General features: G+C 63.5%; 2 protein-coding genes (1 of these 2 only partly in view). Both read right to left on the reverse strand.

The features are described from left to right. Complete coding sequence (locus ACQ4MY_RS19280) at positions 1 to 17,844, reverse strand: non-ribosomal peptide synthase/polyketide synthase (RefSeq protein WP_440096149.1); 17,844 nt, start codon at positions 17,842 to 17,844, stop codon at positions 1 to 3. Continuing rightward, on the reverse strand, positions 17,841 to 22,393 hold the 3' portion of the coding sequence (locus tag ACQ4MY_RS19285; RefSeq protein WP_440096150.1) for an amino acid adenylation domain-containing protein. The gene runs 8,458 nt beyond the window's last position; only the last 4,553 of its 13,011 coding nucleotides appear in the window; the start codon falls outside the window, past its right edge; it ends in the stop codon at positions 17,841 to 17,843. Before ACQ4MY_RS19285 ends, ACQ4MY_RS19280 begins: the two co-directional genes overlap by 4 nt.

Consider the following 22,393-nt stretch of genomic DNA (forward strand, 5'->3'; position numbering starts at 1 on the left):
TCAGGACAATATTTCGCCCGCCGGCACTTTCCGGCCGTCATGCCACCACGCCGCGAAACTGAAGACGTTGGGCGCCTTGAGAATCGTGAAATGGTTGCCCGGCCCGTACCACACGGCCAGATCCGCGACCTGCCGCTGCCAGCCTTCGACCATCGCCGCTTGCTCGCGCTGATTGCCCCACGCATCCAGCGTCGGGTCATCGACCAGCGCCAGCCGCACGGGGCCGGTGTAGGCCAGTTGCGGTTGATAGACCGTGCGCAGTGCCGTGGCAAAAGTGCGTACCGGGCCGTGCATTGCCTGCTCCGATGAGCGCGCCGACAACACGCCGGCGCGGACCATGCCTTGGTGCAACAGGCGCATTTGCACAGTCTCGTCAGCCTCGGCAAAGGCTTGCGGATCGATGCCCAAAGACTTGCCGCTGGACAGCTGCAAGGTCTCGATCAACCGCTCCAGCGCGGCGGTCGTCGTATACGGTTTGCCCGCCGTGCCGTTACCACCGGGGGCTTCGCTGTCGATCAGGGTCAAGGACGCCACTTCACGCCCCGCCGCCTGCAACTGCGCGGCCATGGCATGCACGACCCAGCCGCCGAACGAATGGCCGATCAGGTGCACCGGGCCTTGCGGATACAGCTGTTCGACGGCGTGCAGATAACACTTCGCCGCCGCTTCGACCTGACTGTGCGGTACGCCGCTGCCATCGAGCCCGCGCGGTTGCAGACCGAAAATCGGCCATTCCGGGCCCAGTGCTTCGGTCAGGTGAATAAACCCGGTGACACTGTCGCCCGCCCCCGGCACGCAAAAGATCGGCGCATGCCCGACGTGGCCGCTCTGGATGGTCAACAACGGCTGATAGGCCTGTGGCTGCGGTGCCTGCGCCGCAGCCATGGCCTGACTCAAGGCCTGGCCGAGGGCCTGAATATCCGGGGTTTTCATCATGCTGCGGTGGTCACCCGGCACATCGATGCAACGCAGCAATCCAGTGGCGACCTTGGTCTCCCAACCACGGGTCGGACTCGGCTGTGCCTGCCCCGGCATCAGTGCCTGAGCGCGGAACAAATGCACCGGCTGACTGGCCGGGCTGACCCGGTAGTGCGCCAGCGCCAGGCCATGAGCGGCCTCGCGATCAAAGTAACTCCAGGCGTTCGCTGCGCTCAGTGCAGCCAATTCCGGGTCGGGTAATTGCTGTTCGCAGCAGCGCAGGAACAGTTCGTCGAAGCCGATGAGTTCGACTTCAGCCTCAAGCCTTTCGACATCAGCCAACGCCTGCAGCCCTTGTTCACCAAGCATCTGCGAACGCGCCCGACAATGTTCGAGCAATTGACGCTTGTCGCGATGCTCGCCGCTCCAGCGGGTTTTATCCTGACTGGCCGGGTGCGGTGCATAAGTATCGAGCAGGCCGACAAACGCCACGGCCTCATCGAGACCGAGCAGTTGCTGCGCGACTTCATAGGCCAGCAAGCCACCAAACGACCACCCGGCCAGACGGTAAGGGCCGTGCGGCTGCACCGAACGGATGATCCCGACCATCCGCGCAGCCATGCATTCAAGGGTGCGCAGTTGCGGTTGCCCCAGAGGCACACCCGGCAAACCGTAAATCGGAAACTGACCGTCGATGTGCGAGCCCAATGCCGGAAAATACACCTCCCGGCCGCTGAATTCATGGATCAGGAACAGCGCATGACCGCCCTCGCCCGGCCGCACCACGACCAGTCCTTCCGGCTGTTCAGGCACGCCACTGCGCTGACTGATCAGCGCTGCCAGTGATTCGATGCTCGGCCGCTGGAACAGCTCCGCCAGCGTCACCTGTTGCCCCGCCCGCTGCAGCAAATTGACCAGACGAATCGCCAGCAATGAATGCCCGCCCAATTCGAAGAAGTTGTCGTGGCGTCCAACCTGCTCGACCTTCAGCACTTCAGCCCAAATCCGCGCCAGCGCGGTTTCAATCTCGCCTTGAGGCGCTTCGTAGTGCCGGCTGAGCACGGCGTCGAGGCCCGGTGCCGGCAGCGCCTGACGGTCGATCTTGCCGTTGGGACTCAACGGCAAGACGTCGAGCGCAACAAACGCGCCCGGTACCATGTATTCGGGCAACTGCTCGAGGACGAACGCGCGCAGCGTGTCGATCGCCGGCACAGCACTGCGATCAACCGCAGTGAAATAGGCGACCAGACGCTCGTCGCGCATCAGCACCACCACCTCGCGCACATCCGGGTGCTGGATCAATCGCGCTTCGATTTCACCGAGTTCCAGGCGCAAGCCGTGCAGCTTGACCTGGAAGTCGTTACGCCCGAGGAATTCGAGGTTACCGTCCGCGCGGTAACGCACCAGATCGCCGGTGCGGTACAAGCGATCACCGGCCACGAACGGGCTGTCGATAAAGCGCTCGGCCTGCATCTGCGGCAGTCCCCTGTAACCGCGCGCCACACCGACACCACCGATGTGCAACTGGCCAATGACGCCGAGCGGCACAGCCTGGTCGTGCGCATCGAGCACATACAGCCGGGTGTTACAGATAGCCTTGCCGATTGGCAATTCAGATAACGGCACCGGCATGTGCGGTTCCAGCGTCCACGCCGTGCTGTCGACCGTGGCTTCGGTCGGGCCATACACGTTATGCAGACGCACCCACGGCAGGTGCTGGCGCACAGCAGCGGCCAGCGCCGCCGTCAGTTCGCCGCCGCCACAGAACACATCGGTGAGGCTGGTGCACTCACTGACCTCCTGCAACTCAAGAAACTGCTGCAACAACGCCGGCACAAACTTGACCACCGTAATGCGTTGCTGACGAATGACTTGCGCCAGATACGCCGGTTCCCGGTGACCGCCCGGCCGTGCCAATACCAGACGCACACCCGCCGTCAGCGGCCAGAAGAACTCCCACACCGAACCGTCGAAACTGAAGGGCGCTTTCTGCAACAGCGCGCCGTCAGTGGTCGGCGGGCAGATCTGCGAACCCCAATGCACCAGATTGCACAGGCCACGATGCTCCAGCATCACGCCCTTCGGCGTACCGGTCGAACCCGAGGTGTAGATCATGTAGGCCAGATTCGAAGCACTCAGGCCGGGCACCTGCGGGTTGCTGTCTGACTGGTCGTGCCAGCTGCATTGATCAAAGTCGATCAGCAGCGCATCGGTCGCGGCGAACAGCGATCGGGTCGCCGTGTGTACCAACACCGCCGTCGGCGCGCAGTCCCTGAGCATGTAGTCGAGGCGCTCCGCCGGATAAGCCGGATCCAGCGGCACATAAGCGCCACCGGCCTTGAGAATGCCGAGCAGCCCCACCACCAGCTCGAGTCCACGCTCGACGCACAGCGCCACCCGCGCATCCGGCCCCACACCCTGCTCGCGCAGATGCTGCGCAAGACGGTTGGCGCGGGCATTCAGTTCGCGATACGTCAGGCTGTGTTCGCCGATCTGCACGGCAATGGCGTCCGGCTGACGCTGCACCTGCGCTTCGAACAGGCACTGAATCGGCTGCTCGACCGGGCAATCAAGCGCCGTCGCATTGAATTCGCCGAGCAGGCGTTGCTGCTCATCCGCCGCAAGCAGCTCGACTTGCGCCAACACAGCCTGGTCATCGCTGACCAGCGCCGTCAGCAAGCGCTGGAAGTAACCGACAAAACGCCGCACCGTCGACTCATCGAACAACGCCGTGGCGTAGCGCAGCGCGCCGCGAACGCCTTGCGGAGTTTCACCCAGACTCAACGACAGGTCGAACTTCACAAAGTGATTGTCCCCAGCGACACCTTCCAGCGTCAGGCCGCCCAGTGCCAAAGCGGGCGCAACGCTGCTGTCCCAGCTCAGCAGCGTCTGGAACAACGGTGTGTGGGCAAGGCTGCGCAGCGGCCGGGTGATTTCCACCACGTGTTCGAACGGCAGATCCTGATGCGCCTGCGCCGCCAGCGTCTGCGCCTTGACCCGCGCCAGCAGCGCTGCCCCCGTCAGATCGCCTGAGGTATCGATACGCAGCGCCAGGGTGTTGACGAACATGCCGATCAGCCCCTCGATCTCGGCGCGGGTACGGTTGGCCACCGGCGAGCCGACCACCACATCGGACTGTCCGGACAAGCGAGCCAGCAACATCGCCCAGGCACTCATGATGACCATGTACGGCGTCACGGCGTGGCGCTGACACAGCGCCTTGAGACCGACGCTGGTGTGCTCGTCCAGCACGATTTCGACACTGCCGCCGTGGTGATCCTGTTGTGCCGGACGCGGACGGTCAGTCGGCAGGCTCAGCAACGCCGGCGCACCGGCCAGTGTCTGCTGCCAGTAATCGCTTTGACGCTGCAGCACCTCACCGCTCAGCCAGCGTCGTTGCCACACCGCATAGTCGGCGTATTGCAGGGTCAGCGGCGGCAGCGGATCCTCCTCGCCATGGCTGAACGCCTGATACAGCGCCATCAACTCGCGGGTCAGCACGCCCATCGACCAGCCGTCGGAGATGATGTGGTGCATGGTCAGCAACAGCACATGGTGATCATCGGCGAGTCGCACCAGACGTCCACGAATCAATGGGTCGTCCTGCAAATTGAAGGGCCCGCGTGCTTCCGTGTCGAGCAATGTGCGCAAGGCCTCGGCGGTCTGCGGGTGTTGGCGCCAATCTTCCTCGATCAGCGGCAGGCCACTGTCGACCGGAGCGATCAGCACCTGCGCTTCGTCGTTGAACTGCGCGAAACGGCTGCGCAGGGTTTCATGGCGCGCGACGATTCGCGCCAATGCCCGTTGCAGGGCCACGGCGTCGAGTCGACCACGCAGGTGCAAGCCCAAAGGAATGTTGTAGGCGGTGTTGCCACCGTCCATCTGCGCGAGGAACCACAAGCGTTGCTGGGCGAACGACAGCGGCAGCGCCTGATCTCGCGGTGCCGGCAGAATCTCGGGCAAGGTGCTGCGTTCGGCCTGACCCAGGACCTGGGCAACCGCCGCCAGTTCCGGGTTGGCAAACAGATCGGCCAGCGCCAGCTCCACACCCAACTGCTGACGCACCTGGGACAGCATGCGCATCGCCAGCAACGAGTGACCGCCGAGTTCGAAGAAGTTGTCATGACGGCCGACCTTTTCGACCTGCAACACCTCGGCCCAGACCTGTGCGAGGCTGATTTCCAGTGCATTGGCCGGTGCCTCGTAAACCCGACTGAGCAGTGCCTCCTGTGTCGGTGCCGGCAATGCCTTGCGGTCGACCTTGCCGTTATTGTTCAGCGGCAATACCTCGAGTGGCACCCACGCCGTCGGCACCATGTATTCCGGCAGTCGTGCGTGCAATTGCGCGTGCAGTTCGGCGCTGTCCAACACGCCATCGTGCGCCGTGTAGTAAGCCACCAGACGCGTGGCGTCCTGACCGTCGCGGCGCGCCAGCACCACCGCTTCCTTGATTCCCGGGCAGTTCAGCAGGCGGTTTTCGATTTCCCCCAGTTCGATGCGGAAGCCACGGATCTTCACCTGATCGTCGTTGCGGCCAATGCAGTCGAGTTGCCCCGGCGCCAGCCAGCGCGCGAGATCGCCGGTGCGGTAGAGCAGCGCACCCGGTGTTTCGCTGAACGGATCGCAGAGGAATTTCTCGGCGGTCAGATCCGGTCGATTCAGGTAACCCAGCGCCACGCCCCGCCCGCCGATGTACAGCTCACCGGTCACGCCCATCGGCACCGGTTGCTGATACGCGTCGAGCACGTACACCTGCGTGTTGCCGATGGGGCCGCCAATCGGCACGCTCTCGGCATTTTCCGCCACCTCGCGCACCTCAAAGGTTGTCGCGTAAGTGGTGGTTTCGGTCGGGCCGTAGCAATGCACGATGCGCAATGCCGGGGCCTCGGCCAGCAGGCGCCGGAACGCCGCCGGATCGCCACGCTCACCGCCGCACAACAGAATCCGCAGGCCCTTGAGCGCCTGCGGAATCAGTTGCACGTACTGGTTGAACAGCGCGGTGGTGACAAACAGGATCGTCGCGCCGCTGGCACTCAGTTCACGGCCGAAGGCATTCGGATCAAGCAGGGTTTGATGGTCGATGATCACCACGCGACCGCCGTTGAGCAGTGGCCCCCAGATGTCCATGGTGCTCGCATCGAACGCCGGGTTCGAGGCGAACACCACGCGATCCTGCGCATTGAAATCGGCGTAACCGTTGTTGAGTACCAAGCGGCCAATGCCCCGGTGCGGCACCATCACCCCTTTCGGCGTGCCGGTGGAACCGGAGGTGTACATGATGTACGCCAGTGTTTCGGAAGACTGCACCAGGTTGGGGTTATGCGTCGGCTGGCCGTTAAGGGTCAGCGTGTCGAGATCGATGCGCGGCGCGGTGTAGTCGATGACTTCGCTACTCAAGGTCAGCAGCGCCAGCGCCTGACAGTCCTCGACCATGAACGCCTGACGCTCGCTCGGCGCATTGATGTCCAGCGGCACATAGGCCGCCGCGCACTTGGCAATGGCCAGTTGCGCCACCAACAGTTCCAGCGAACGCGGCAGCAGGATCGCCACGTGGTCACCCGGTTGTACGCCGTGTGCGATCAGGTGATGAGCCAGGCGGTTGGCTTGCGCATTCAGCTCAAAGTAGCTCAGCGAATGCGTGCCATGCACCGCCGCTACAGCCTTGGGATGCGCTGCTGCCTGCTGCTGGAAAATTCCGTGGACGGTCAGTGTTTGCGGGTAATCGCGCGCCGTGGCGTTGAAGTCGTACAGCAAGCGCTGACGCTCATCCGCTGCCATCAACGGCACCTGCTCCAACACCGTTTGATCACTGCTGATCATCGCTTCAAGCAAGCGCTGCAAGTACCCGATGTACCGCTCGACCGTCGACGCATCGAACAGCGCCGTGGCGTAGTTCAGCGAGCCGCGAATCACTCCGTTGACCTCGCCCAGTGTCAGCGTCAAATCAAACTTGGCGACATCGCCCGGCCCGGCGACGCCCTCCAGTGTCAGCTCGCCGAGCGCCAGTTGCGGGCCGACGCTGCTGTCCCAGTTCAGCGTGGTCTGGAACAGCGGGCTGTGCGCCAGACTGCGCAGCGGTCGGGCGATTTCCACCACTTGTTCGAACGGCAGATCCTGATGCGCCTGGGCCTCCAGTGTCCGCGCCTTGACCTGCGCCAACAGCGCTTCGACGCTCACCGCGCCCGAGGTGTCGATGCGCAAGGCCAGCGTGTTGACGAACATGCCGATCAAGCCTTCGAGTTCCGCGCGGCTGCGGTTGGCCACCGGCGCACCGATCACCACATCGGTCTGCCCGGACAGGCGACTCATCAGCGATGCCCAGGCGCTCATCACGGTCATGAACAGGGTCACGCCGTGACGTTGGCTCAAGGCCTTGAGCCCTGCACTCAGGCGCGGGTCCAGCAGCACTTCGAGGTTGGCGCCGGTGTAATCCTGTTGCGCCGGTCGCGGGCGATCGGTGGGCAGCGTCAACAAGGCCGGCGCGCCATCGAGGGTCTGCTGCCAGTATTGGCTTTGCTGCTGCAGCACGTCACCGCTGAGCCAACCCCGTTGCCACACGGCGTAGTCGCCGTATTGCAGGGTCAGGGCTGGCAGCGGATCAGGCTGACCCTGGCTGAACGCTTGATACAACGCCATCAACTCAGCGGTCAGTACGCCCATCGACCAGCCGTCGGCGACGATGTGATGCACGGTCAACAGCAGCACATGATGCTCGTCGGCCAGGCGCACCAACCGTCCGCGAATCAACGAATCGTCCTGCAGATCAAAGGCTGTCGAGGCTTCTTGCGCCATCAATGCCTGCAAGGTGAGTTCGGCTTGCAAGTCTTGACGCAGGTCTTCCACGCGCAAGAGCAAACCGCTGTCGACCGGGGCAATCGACACCTGCGCAGTGTCGTCGATGCGGATGAAACGGCTGCGCAGGGTTTCGTGACGAGCCACGATCCGTGCCAGCGCCCTTTGCAGGGCATCGACGTCGAGGTGCCCGCGCAGGCGCAACCCGACCGGAATGTTGTACGCCGAGTTGCCGCCGGCCATCTGCGCCAGGAACCACAGGCGTTGTTGGGCGAAGGACATCGGCAGGGGTTGATCACGCGATACCGGCACCATTTGCGCAAGCGTGCTGCGCCCGGCGCGATTCAATACTGCGGCGACTGCGCTCAATTGCCCGTCGGCAAACAGATCACTCAACGCCAGTTCGACGCCGAGGCGCTGACGGACCCACGAGACCATGCGCATCGCCAGCAGCGAATGGCCGCCGAGTTCGAAGAAGTGATCGTGACGACCAACCCGCTCGACTTGCAGCACTTCGGCCCAGATCTGCGCCAGCGCGGTTTCCAGCTCGCCTTGCGGCGCCACGTATTCGCGGGTCGGCAACGCGGCCAGATCCGGTTTGGGCAACGCCTTGCGGTCGACCTTGCCATTGGCGGTCAACGGCAAAGCCTCAAGCCGGACAAACGCCGCCGGCACCATGTAGTCCGGCAACTGCGCCAGCAGATGCTCGCGCAACTCGCTCGCTGCGAGTGTCCCGGCCCCCGCCTGTTCGGTGAAATACGCCACCAGTCGCGGCTGGCCGGGTTGATCCTCGCGGGCCAGCAGCACCGCTTCGTTGATCCCGGCGAGCTGATTGAGACGGGTCTCGATTTCGCCCAATTCAATGCGCATGCCACGGATTTTCACCTGGTCGTCGTTACGTCCCAAGTAGTCGAGCGAGCCGTCTTCGCGCCAGCGGGCAAGGTCACCGGTGCGGTACATGCGCGCATTCGGCGTGCGGCTGAACGGGTCGTGCAGGAAACGTTCGGCGGTCAGGTCGGCGCGGTTCAGATAACCCCGAGCGACTCCGCCGCCACCGACGTACAACTCGCCCATCACGCCCATTGGCACCGGGCGTTGCTGCTCGTCGAGCAAATAAACCGCCGCGTTCGCCACCGGTTTGCCGATGTGCAACGCCGCGCCCACTTCGACATGCCCGGAGGTGGCGACCACGGTGGCCTCGGTCGGGCCGTAGTTGTTGATCACGGCGAAGCGCTGCTGACGGCTGAACTGACGCAAGCGATCGCCACCGATCAGCAAGGTACGCAAGGTCGGATGATCAAGGTTCTGGCTGAACGCGTATTCGGCGACCGGTGTCGGCAAAAAGCTCACGTCCAGCGGTTGCGCGCGCCACCAGTCGAGCAATCCATCGATGTCTTCAGCGCCGTCATGGGTCGGTGCCAGGTGCAAAGTCGCGCCCGCGCACAGGGCCGGCCAGACTTCCCACGCCATCGCATCGAAACCAAAGCCAGCAAGACTTGAGGTGTGGTTGCCGGCGCGTAAATCGAACGTTTCACAATGCCAGTCGACCAGGTTGGACAGTGTCTGATGCTCGACCATGACCCCTTTGGGCAGGCCGGTGGAACCCGAGGTGTAGATCACATACGCCAGGTGCTTGACCGTCAAATCTGGTACCGAAGGGTTGTGCTGCGCCTGCGCCGGCCATGCGCACAGGTCGACATCAATCACTGGCACGCTCAGCAGCGGCAATTTCTCGTGCAGATCGCTTTGAGTGAGCACTGCGACTGGCGCGCTGTCGCTCAATAAATAGCTGATCCGCTCGGCGGGATGCGCCGGATCGATCGGCACATAGCCGGCGCCGGCCTTGAGAATAGCGACCAGCCCGACCAGTGTGTCCAGACCCCGACAGGCGACGATGGCCACGCGGTCATCGGCTTTCACCCCGTTGGCAATCAAGTGATGCGCCAACGCATTGGCCTGGCGATTGAGCTGCAAGTACGTCAGTGGCTGCCCGGCCAACACCGCGGCCACAGCCTGCGGACGCTCGGCGACCTGCGATTCGAAGCGCTGGGCAATCGTCAGCCCGCGTGGGTAGTCGGCTTCGGTCGCATTGAAATCCATCAGCAACTGTTCACGTTCTGCTGCCGGCAAGATCGACAACCGATCGAAGCCCAGGTGCGGCGTGTGCTCCAGCGCATCAAGCAGTACGCTTAACGCACCCTGCATGTACCCGCAGATGCGCTGCGGATCAATGCCGGCCCCGGCCAATACCTTCAGGCGGAAGTCTTCGCCGAGATCGTCAACGCTGAGGGTCAGGCGATAGTTGCTGTGCTCTTCGGCATCGAGCAATTGCATGCCGTGCCACGCCGCTTGCACCTCGGCAGCTATCGGCCCGACGGGAGCGCTATGACGATAATTGAGCAATGTGCTGAACAGCGGCGTGCCCGCCGGCATGGCGCTGCACTGTTGCACCTGCGCCAGTTGCGCATGTTCATGGGCGAGCAACTGACTCAGGCGTTCGTGGGTCGCCAGTGCGGCGCCTTTGACGCTATGAGTGTTCAGCTCGATGCACAGCGGCAAGGTATTAATGAACACGCCGAGCGCGCGCTCCGAGCCTTCACCGCCCTGCAATCGACCGAGCAACACCGTGCCGAATACCACGGCGTCGCGCCCGGACAATTGCCCCAGCACCTGCGCCCAGGCGAGGTGCATCAGGCTGGCAGCACTGACACCCAATCGCCGTGCCTGCTGCCGCACGCTGTGGCTCAGTGAATGTGGCAACGCCAGCTGCGCCTCTTGCGCTGGCGCGTCGTCGACCCGTTGCTGACCATACGGCAAAGTCGGTTCATCAACAGCGCCGAGCATCTCGCTGAAAAAGCTTTGGTGCTCTTGTTCGCTCAGCCCGGAGCGGGTGTGCGCCACGTAATTGCGGTACGGCACCGGCTCGCTCAATTGCTCGGCATTGCCCAGCAGAAACGCCTGCATCTCGTGCTGCAACACTTCGAGCGCGACGTGATCCATCACCAGGTGATGGAACAGCAGCAATGCCACCACACGTTGATGGGCTGCATCGCGGCTGTAGACCATGCGCATCAGCGGTGCTTCGGTAACCGGCATACGGTAGGTTTCGACGGTGAATCGCGCATGCAACTGACTCAGTGCATCGCCCGCTTCGGCGTCCAGTTGCAGGGTCTCGCAGCTCAACGAAGCCTGACGCCAGACCACTTGCACCGGCTCATCCAGCCCTTCCCAGAACAGCGAAGTACGCAGAATGTCGTGGCGCTCGATCACCCGTTGCAGTGCGTTGGTGAAGGTCTGCAAACGCTGTTCATCGGCGAAGGCAAACTGCGCCTGCAACACGTACGGATCGCCCTGCGCGGCCGACAGATGATGGAACAGGATGCCCGTCTGCAACGGCGCCAGCGGGTAGATGTCCTGCACGTTGCGCGCGCCGCCGGGGACACTCGCGACGATGCGGTCGATTGTCGCTTGATCCAGCGCCACCAGCGGCAGCAGTTCGGGCGTGATGCGCGGGCAATCGGCCGGAATCAGGTTTGCCGGCACCGCCGCTTCAGGCGCCCCACCCACTGCCGCCGCCAGTGCGGCCAGCGTCGGTTGGCCGAACAGCACGCGGATATCCGCCGACAGCCCGGCGCGGCGCATGCGCGCAACCAGATTGACCGCCAGCAACGAATGGCCGCCCAGTTCGAAGAAATGATCGAAGCGCCCTACCCGCTCGACCTTGAGCAACTCGGCCCAGATCCCGGCAATCACGGTCTCGACTTCACCGACCGGGGCTTCGTACGCGCGGGTTTGCAGCGCCGATGGGTCAGGGGCCGGCAAGGCCTGGCGATCGAGTTTGCCGTTGGGGCTCAGTGGCAGGGCCGGCAGATGCACAAACAGCGCAGGCACCATGTAATCCGGCAACTGCTTGAGCAGTTGGCTGCGCAACTGTTCGATGTCCAGCGGCTCACCGCTGTAATACGCGACCAGACGCTGATCGCCCGGCACATCTTCACGGGCCAGCACCGCCGCTTCACGCACGCCGTCGATGTGCGCCAGATGCGCCTGGATCTCGCCCAGTTCGATGCGCAAACCACGGATCTTGACCTGATCGTCATTGCGCCCCAGGTACTCGATGTTGCCATCGGCCCGATACCGTGCGACGTCGCCGGTGCGGTACAAGCGCGCGCCTGGCTGGTCGCTGAACGGATCGTCGAGGAAGCGTTCGGCCGTCAGCTCAGGTCGATTCAGATAGCCCCGCGCCACCTGCACACCGCCCAGATACATCTCGCCGACCACACCGAATGGCACCGGTTGCTGATGAGCGTCGAGGACATACACGCGGGTGTTGCACAGCGGTTTGCCAATCGGCGGCGTGCTTTCCAGAACCGGCGATTCAGGCTCCAGCGTCCACACCGTGCTGTCGACGGTGGCTTCGGTCGGGCCATAAACGTTGTGCAGGCGCACCTGCGGCAGACGTTCACGCACGCTGCGCACCAACGCGGCAGTCAGCTCACCGCCACCACAGAACACATCGCTAAGGCTGCGGCACTCAACGACTTCTTCCACTTCAAGGAATTGCTGCAACAGCGCCGGTACGAACTGGATGACATTGACCTGTTGCTGACGAATCAGCTGCACCAGCGCGGCGGGATCACGATGATCGTCCGGGCCGGCGAGGACCAGACGCATGCCGCAGCTCAACGGCCAGAACAGCTCCCACACCGAGGCATCGAAGCTGAACGGGGTTTTCTGCAACAGCGCGGCGCCGCTCGACAACGGACACAGGCTGGCGCTCCAGTGCAGCAGATTACCCAGATTACGATGCTCGACCATCACGCCTTTCGGCGTGCCGGTGGAGCCGGAGGTATAAATCACATAAGCCAGGTTCGCGGCACTCAGGTCCGGCACCTGCGGATTGCTCGACGGAAGGTCTTGCCAGGTGCAATGGTCGAAATCGACCAGTCCGCCGGCCCACCCGCCGATCAGCGCGCGCGTCGGCGCATGCACCAGCACCGCTACGGGCGCGCTGTCCTCGAGCATATAAGCCAGACGTTCGGCAGGATAACCGGGGTCCAGCGGCACATAAGCACCGCCAGCCTTGAGAATCGCCAGCAGACCGACCAGCAACTGCGGCCCGCGCTCGACGCAGATCGCCACCCGCGCATCGCGATCGACACCGCACCGGCGCAAGTGATGGGCGAGCCGGTTGGCGCGCCGGTTCAACTCGGCGTAACTCAAGCGCAGCTCACCGGCCACCACGGCATCAGCCTCGGGCGTGCGCAACACCTGCGCCTCGAAACGACCGTGAACGGTCTGCTCAAGATCGTGTTTGACGGCGGTGTCGTTAAGATCAACCAGCAGATGCTGACGCTCGTCTTCCGCCAACAACGCGACCTGATCCAGTACCGCCTGATCGTTGCTGACCATCGCCTGCAACAGTCGCTGGAAGTAGCCGACATAACGCTCAATGGTCGATTCGTCGAACAGGGCAATCGCGTACTCCAGCACACCACGAATCCCGCCCGGCGCATCTGCCAGCGTCAGCGACAGATCGAATTTGGCGAAGTGGCTAGGCTCGGCGACGCTTTCCAGGGTCAGATCGCCGAGACTCAGACTGGCGCCATGGCCGCTGTCCCAACTGAACATCACCTGAAACAACGGACTGTGCGCCATGCTGCGCGCAGGCTTGGTGATTTCCACCACTTGTTCGAACGGCAGGTCCTGATGCGCCTGCGCTTGCAGCGTCCGCGCCTTGACCCGCGCCAGCAGCGCTTCGCTGCTCAACTCACCCGACGTATCGATACGCAGGGCCAGGGTGTTGACGAACATGCCGATCAGGCCTTCGATCTCGGCACGAGTGCGGTTGGCCACGGGCGAGCCAATGACCACTTCCGGCTGCCCGGACAAACGACTCAACAGACTCGCCCAGGCACTGAGCATGAGCATGTACATCGTCACGCCGTGACGCTGAGCCAAAGCCTTGAGTCCGGCACTCAGGCGTTCGTCGAGCACCACGTCGACGGTGCTGCCGGCGTAATCCTGCTGCGCCGGGCGCACGCGGTCGGTCGGCAGCGTCAACAGTGCCGGCGCGCCGGCCAGGGTCTGCTGCCAGTATTCACTTTGGCGCTGCAACACCTCGCCGCTGAGCCAGCGCCGCTGCCACACCGCGTAATCGGTGTATTGCAGCGCCAGTGGCGGCAGTGGATCCGGCTGGCCATGGCTGAAGGCCTGATACAACGCCATCAATTCACGGGTCAGAACACCCATCGACCAGCCATCAGAGATGATGTGATGCAGGGTCAGCAACAGCACATGATGATCGTCGGCCAGCCGCACCAACCGACCACGAATCAGCGCGTCGTCCTGCAAATCAAACGGCCCCGAGGCTTCGCCCTGAATCAGCGCCTGCAAGGTTTCGTCGGGTTGCGGATGTTGGCGCAAATCTTCGACGCGCAGCAGCAAGCCACTGTCGAGCGGAGCAATCAGTACTTGCGCCTGATCATTGAACTGGGCGAAACGGCTGCGCAGGGTTTCATGCCGCGCGACGATGCGCGCCAAGGCTTGTTGCAGCGCAGGCTCATCCAGTTGGCCGCGCAGACGCAGGCCGATGGGAATGTTGTACGCGGTGTTGGCGCCTTCCATTTGCGCCAGAAACCACAAGCGTTGCTGGGCGAACGACAGCGGCAAGGCGCCGTCGCGGGCCACCGCGACAATCTCCGGTTGCGTGCTGCGCCCGCCCTGTGCCACGGCCTCGGCGACCGCCGCCAGTTCGGCGTTGGCAAACAAATCACCCAGCGCCAGTTCGACACCAAGGCGCTGACGAACCTGGGACACCATGCGCATGGCCAACAGTGAATGGCCGCCGAGTTCGAAGAAGTGATCCTGACGACCTACTCGCTCGACTTGCAGCACATGCGCCCAGATCTGCGCCAAGGCACTTTCCAGCTCATTAAGTGGCGCCTCGTATTCGCGGGTGAACAGCGCCGCACGCTCGGGTTTCGGCAGGGCCTTGCGGTCGACCTTGCCATTGGCGGTCAATGGCAATGCATCGAGTCGGACGTAAGCCACCGGCACCATGTACTCCGGCAACTGCGTCAACAGGTGCGCGCGCAACTCGGCCACGGCCAGCGGTTCGACCTGGCTCTGCTCGGTGAAATAGGCAACCAGGCGTGGTTGCCCGGGTTGATCTTCTCGGGCCAGCAACACGGCTTCCTGAATGCCGGGCAATTGATTGAGGCGGGTTTCGATTTCGCCGAGTTCGATGCGCACGCCACGGATTTTTACCTGATCGTCGTTACGCCCCAGGTAGTCAATTGTGCCGTCGGCGCGCCAGCGTGCGAGGTCGCCGGTACGGTACATACGCGCATTCGGCGAGGGGCTGAACGGGTCATGCAGGAAGCGTTCGGCGCTCAGCTCGGCGCGATTCAAATAGCCGCGCGCGACCCCGGCGCCGCCAACGTACAACTCGCCCATGACGCCAATCGGCACCGGACGCTGCTGTTCATCGAGCAGGTACACCGTGGCATTGGCCACCGGTTTGCCGATGTGCAAGGCGTCGCCCGCCTCGATTCGACCAGAGGTCGCGACCACGGTGGCTTCGGTCGGGCCGTAGTTGTTGATCACATCAAATTGCTGATTGCGGCTGAACTGGCGCAAGCGGTCGCCACCGATCAGCAGCGTGCGCAACGTCGGGTGTTCGAGGTTCTGGCTGAAGGCATATTCGGCCACTGGCGTCGGCAGAAAGCTCACATCCAGCGGCTGCGCGCGCCACCAGTCGAGCAGCGCATCGATGTCCTCGCTGCCTTCGTGAGTCGGTGCCAAGTGCAGGGTCGCGCCGGCGCACAACGCCGGCCAGACTTCCCAGGCCATGGCGTCGAAACCGAAGCCGGCAAGGCTTGAGGTGTGGCGACCGGCGCACAGATCAAACGCGCTGCAATGCCAATCGACCAGATTCGACAAGGTGCGGTGTTCGACCATCACGCCTTTGGGCAGGCCGGTGGAACCGGAGGTGTAGATCACGTAGGCCAGATTCGCAGTGGTCAGGCCCGGCACGTGCGGATCAGAGGTTTCGCTGAGCGGCCAGGTCAGCGGGTCGAGATCGATCACCGGCACTTCCAGCGCCGGCAAACGCTCGCGCAGAGCGTTCTGGGTGAGCACGGCAACGGGCGCGCTGTCGCTGAGCAAGTAATGCAGACGCTCGGCCGGGTGCGCCGGGTCGACCGGCACATAACCGGCGCCCGCCTTGAGTATCGCCACCAACCCGACCAGCGTATCGAGGCCTCGGCGGGCGACGATGGCGACGCGATCGTCGGGCTTCACCCCCAGTGCAATCAGGTGATGGGCCAAGGCGTTGGCCTGCCGGTTGAGCTCGGCATAGCTCAATTGCTCAGCTAAAAACTGTGCTGCCACAGCTTCCGGCCGCTGCGCCACTTGCGCTTCGAAACGTTGGGCAATGGTCAGCGTTGCCGGGTAGTCGGCGTGAGTGGTATTGAACGCCAACAGCACCTGCTCGCGCTCCGTCGCCGGCAGAATCGGCAATTGGTTGATCGGAGTATGGGGGGCCTGCTCCAGTGCCAAGGCCAGACTTTCCAGGGCGCAGTGCAGGTAATCGCAGATGCGCTGGGGATCGACCTCGGTGGTGGCCAGCAATGTCAGGCTGAACGCGTCGCCGAAATCATCGATGCTCAGGGTCAGCGGATAGTTGGTGCGTTCTTCGGAACTGAGGGTGCTGATGCCTTGCCACGCGGCGAGAGTTTCAGCACTGGCCGTCGCCGCCGTGTGGCTGTGACGGTAATTGAGTAACGCACTGAACAATGGCGTCGGCGCGACCACGCCGCTGCAACGCTGGGCCAGTGCCAGTGGCGCGTGTTCGTGGCGCATCAGCGTGGTCAGGCGTTTGTGGGTCGCCTCCACCGCCGCGCGCACGCCTTGCGTATCGACATCGACCCGCAGCGGCAAGGTATTGATGAAGATCCCCAACGCACGTTCGGTGGCTTCGGCGCCCTGCATGCGCCCCATCAGCACCGTGCCGAAGACCACGCTTTGTTTGCTGGTGAGCGCCGCCAATACCTGCGCCCAGCCCAGATGGAACAGGCTCGCCGCGCTCACGCCGAGCTGCCGCGCCTGCGCGCGCAGACGCTGGCCGAGCAGCGGGTTGATCGGCAGGCTCAGTTCGGCGATGCCGAGGCCGTCACCCTGCACATCCTGCAAACCGTACGGCAGCGTCGGCTCGGCAATGTCAGCAAGCATCTCGCGGAAAAACGCCTCGTGCTCGGCCTCACTGATGCCCAGCCGCGCTTGCGCGACGTAATTGCGAAACGGCACCGGGCGCCCGAGCGATTCACCCTGGCCGGTAAGGCAGGCGAGCAGTTCGTGACGCACCACATCGAGCGCCGAGTGGTCCAGCGCCATGTGATGGAACAGCAACGTCGCGACCACACGCTGGCCGTCCTCATCCCACGCGTAGGCCAGCCGCATCATCGGTGCGCGCCGCACGTCGAGACGAAAATGCCGCGCATCGAAGCGCTCGTGCAATTGCAGCAGCACAGCGCTTTCGCTGGCGTGCACCGCGACTTCTTCCATCGGCAACTGTGCCTGGCGCCAGACCACTTGCAGCGGCACGTCCAGCCCCTCCCAATGCACCGCCGTGCGCAGGATATCGTGGCGATCGATGACCTTTTGCAACGCCTCGGCGAAATCCTGCAAGCGCTCACGGCTGCTGAACGCGAAGTACGATTGCATGACGTACGGATCGCCCTGCTCATTGCTGGCGTGGTGATAGAGAATGCCTTCCTGCAACGGCGCCAGGGGATAGATGTCCTGCACGTTGGCGGCGCCGCCCGGTACCTCGGCAATCAAGCGGTCGAGGGCTGGCTGATCGACTTCAGCCAAGGTCACCATCGCCGGGGTGATGTGCGTAGTGCCGGAAAGAATGCCGTTGGCCGGAACCTCGATCTGGCCAACGCGGGTGGCCGAGTATTGGCCGGCCTTGATCAGTTCGATCAACGCCGGTTTGTGCTCACGCAGCGCGGCCAGCAGCGCCGGATCGCTCAACGCCTGTTTGTTGCCATTGACGCGCAATTGCTCATCGGTCACCGTCAACTGAATGTCTTTTGCCTTCAGGGTTGCCAACAGTTCGAGCACATTCACAGGACGATCTCCATTCTTTCGGTAATTGCGGCGTAGCCGGCCAGGGTCGGTTGTTCAAACAACGCCCTGACATCGGCTTCCATGCCTTCCTGACGCAACCGGCCGATCAGACTGACCGCCAGCAGCGAGTGACCGCCCAGCTCAAAAAAGTGATCGTGACGCCCTACCCGCTCGACGTTGAGCAGTTCGGCCCAGAGCCGTGCGAGGGTGATTTCGACGTCGCCGACCGGGGCTTCGTATTCGCGGGTTTTCAGCGCTTGCCGGTCCGGCGCCGGCAGCGCCTTGCGGTCGAGCTTGCCATTGGGGCTGAGCGGCAAAGCGTCGAGATGCACGAACACGGCAGGCACCATGTAGTCCGGCAAGTGCTCAAGCAAACGACTGCGCAGCACGTCGATTTCCAGGCGTTCACCGGTGTAATAGGCAACCAGACGTTTATCGCCTGGCATGTCTTCTCGGGCGACCACCACGGCTTCCTGCACACCTTCGATCTGGGCAAGACGTGCCTGAATTTCGCCCAGTTCAATGCGCAGACCGCGAATCTTCACCTGATCATCGTTACGGCCCAGGTATTCGATATTGCCGTCAGGCCGATATCGCGCGACGTCGCCGGTGCGATACATCCGCCCGTTCGGATGGAAAGGATCATCGAGGAAACGTTCGGCACTCAACTCAGGCCGGTTCAGATAACCGCGCGCCACCTGCACGCCAGCGATGTACAGCTCGCCGATCACGCCTTGCGGCACCGGTTGCTGTTGCGCATCGAGGATGTACAGGCGGGTGTTGGCGATCGGTTTGCCGATCGGCGTGTTGTCCGGGGTCTGCTCGATAAGCCCGGCGCAGTTCCACGCGGTGACATCGACGGCGGCTTCAGTCGGGCCGTAGAGGTTATGCAACTCGCTGCCCGTTAACTGGAGTTTGAAACGTCGCACCAGACTGCCCGGCAACGCTTCACCGCTGCACATCACCCGACGCACGCCGTCGCAGCGCGCGGTGTCGCTGTTGGCGAGGAACACGTCGAGCATCGACGGCACAAAGTGCAGCGTGGTGATGTTTTCACGTTCGATCACTTCGCTCAGATATTGCGGATCCTTGTGCCCGTCGGGCCGCGCCATGACCAGTCGCGCGCCGGTCATCAGCGGCCAGAAGAACTCCCACACCGATACGTCGAAGCTGAACGGAGTTTTCTGCAACACCGAATCGGCAGCCGTCAGACGATAAGCGTCCTGCATCCACAACAAGCGGTTGACCACACCGGCATGCTCGTTGACCACGCCTTTCGGTTGGCCGGTGGAGCCGGAGGTGTAGATCACATAGGCAGTGTGTTGCGGGGTCAGCGCCGGGATTTGCGGATTGTCGGCGGACAGGGATTGCCAGGTGTTCTGGTCAAGATCGACCGCCTTGATATCCCCCAGCAACTCGCGGGTCGCCGCGTGCACCAACACCACGGCCGGCGCGCTGTCTTCGAGCATGTAGGCGAGGCGCTCCGGCGGATAGGCCGGATCCAGCGGCACATAACCGGCACCGGCCTTGTTGATCGCCAGCAAGCCAACAACCATTTCCAGGCTGCGTTCGACGCAGATCGCCACCCGTGAATCCACTTGTACACCGAGGCTGATCAAGTGCCGGGCCAAGCGGTTGGCGCGCTCGTTCAACTGCGCGTAGCTCAATGTCTGATCGTCGGCGACGACGGCCACAGCCTGTGGCGTGCGCAGCACCTGCGCTTCGAACAAGCCGTGCAGCGTCTGCTGCAAGTCGTAATCGACGGCGGTGTCGTTGCAGCCGAACAGCAACGCCTGCCGCTCCTCGTCCGCCAACACCGTCAGGCGGTTCAACGGTTGCTGCGGTGTGTGCTGCAACGCTTCAACCAGCGCGAACAGCGCGTTCTCCATGTACTGGCCAATACGTGCCGCACCGATGCGCGACGGGGTCATCACTGTCAGTTGGAAGCCGCTGCCCAGATCATCGACGTTGAGGGTCAACGGGTAATTGGTGCGTTCCTCGCCGGCGAGGGATTCGATGCCCTGCCAGGCCTCACGCTGGGTATTTCGCTGAGCTTCGCTGTCGCTATGGCGGTAATTGAGCATCGCGCTGAACAGCGGCGACGGCGCCGCGACACCGCTGCAACGCTGGGCCAACGCCAGCGAGGCATGTTCGTGGGCCAACAGCGCACTGAGCCGCGCATGGGTCGCCTTGACCCCGGCGCGCACGTTGCTTTCGTCAACATCCACGCGCAATGGCAAGGTGTTGATGAACATGCCCAACCCACGATCCGCGCCCGCCCCGCCCTGCATGCGGCCGAGCAACACCGTGCCGAAGACCACGCGCTCCTGAGCGGACGTTGCCGCCAGCACCCGCGCCCAGGCGAGATGGAACAGGCTGGCGACACTGACGCCAAGCAACCGCGCCTGACTGCGCAAACGCTGCGCCAGCACAGCAGGCAGCGGCTGGCAGACTTCCTCGATGTCATTACCGTCGCCGTGCACGTCCTGCAAACCGAACGGCAGCGTCGGTTCGTCGATGTCGCCGAGCATCTCGCGGAAGAACACTTCGTGCTCTTGTTCACTGACACCAAGACGGGTCTGCGCGACATAATTGCGGTATGGCACTGCGGGCGCCGGCAATCGCTCATCGCCGCGCAAAATCGCCTGCATTTCTTCGCTGACCACCGCCAGCGCGGTGTGGTCCATGGCGATGTGATGGAACAACAGCATGGCAACCACGCGCTGATTGTCCGGATCGAGGGCATACACCAGACGCAGCAGCGGTGCCTGATCAAGCTCCAGACGCCAGTGGCGCGCATCGAAGCGCGCACGCAACTGATCGATGGCTTCACCCTGCGCGGGCGCCAGTGCCACGGCTTGTACCGGCAGCTCGGCACGCCGCCAGACCACTTGCACAGGCGCCGCGAGCCCTTGCCAGACAATCGACGTGCGCAGGATGTCGTGGCGCGTCATCACTTGGTGCAGCGCCGCCGCGAACCCTTGGAAACGCTCGAGGCTGTCGAACGCCAGACACGATTGCAGCAGGTACGGATCACCCTGCGCGGCGCTGAGGTGGTGATACAGAATCCCTTCCTGCAACGGCGCCAGCGGATAAATATCCTGCACATTGGCCGCACCACCCGGCACCGTGGCGACAATGCGCTCGATGCTTGCCTGATCCAGTTGCACCAGCGGCAGCATGTCCGCAGGGATGTGCGTGCAATCGGCCGGAATCAGATTGTCCGGCACACTGACTTCGCGACCGCTGCCCACCGCCGCAGCCAGCGCAGCCAACGTCGGCTGGCTGAACAGCACACGCACGTCGGTGCTCAGATCGACCTGGCGCATGCGCTCGATCAGCGTCACCGCCAGCAAGGAATGCCCGCCCAGTTCGAAGAAGTTGTCGTGACGACCGACCTGCTCGACCTTGAGGACGTCCGCCCAGATTTGCGCCAGCGCGATTTCCACCGAACCTTGCGGCGCGGCATATTCGCGGCTCAGCCACGCCGTCTGATCAGGCTCCGGCAAAGCCTTGCGGTCGAGTTTGCCGTTGGCAGTCAGCGGCAGTGCTTGCAGGCGCACGTAAGCGGCAGGCACCAGCGCTTGCGGCAACTGCGCTTGCAGATGATTGCGCAGATCCTCGATGTCGATGCTCAGGCGTTCGGTAAACCACGCCAGCAACTGGCCGTCGCGCACCAGCACCACGCAATCCTGCACGGCTTCATGACCGCTCAGCACCGCTTCGATTTCGCCCAGCTCGATGCGCACGCCGCGCAGTTTGACTTGATCGTCATTGCGCCCCAGGTATTCGATTGTGCCGTCCGCGAGCCAGCGTGCGAGGTCGCCGGTGCGGTACATACGCGCCTGCGGTTCGTCGCTGAACGGGTCGTCGAGGAAGCGTTCGGCCGTCAGCTCGGGGCGATGCAGATAACCGCGCGCCACACCGGCACCGCCAACATACAACTCGCCCGCAACGCCAACCGGTACCGGGCGCTGCTGATCGTCGAGCAGGTAAATTTTCGCGTTGGCCATCGGTCGACCGATGTGCAGCACTTGCCCGGCCTCGATTGCGCCGGAGGTAGCGACCACCGTGGCTTCGGTCGGGCCATAGTTATTGATCACCGCGAAGGTCTGTTCACGCGGGAACTGCCGCAGCTTGTCGCCACCGATCAACAGCGTGCGCAAGGTCGGGTGGCCGAGCTCGCGACTGAACGCATACTCGGCAACCGGCGTCGGCAGGAAACTCACCTGCAAAGGCTGCGTACGCCACCATTGCAGCAACTCGTCGAGGTGCTCGTTGCTCACCGTTTGCGGCGGCAAGTGCAGGGTCGCGCCGACACACAGCGCCGGCCAGACCTCCCACGCCATGGCGTCGAAACCGAAGCCGGCGACACTCGACGTGTGGCTGCCGGCGCGCAGGTCGAAGGCTTCGCAGTGCCAGTGCACGAGGTTTTCCAGCGTCGCGTGTTCGACCATCACGCCCTTCGGCTGGCCGGTGGAGCCGGAGGTGTAGATCACGTAGGCAAGGTGCGCCGGGGTCAGCGTCGGCACTTGCGGATTGCTCTCGG

The sequence above is a fragment of the Pseudomonas sp. SM4 genome (genome assembly GCF_051913165.1).
Taxonomy (GTDB): Bacteria; Pseudomonadota; Gammaproteobacteria; order Pseudomonadales; family Pseudomonadaceae; genus Aquipseudomonas.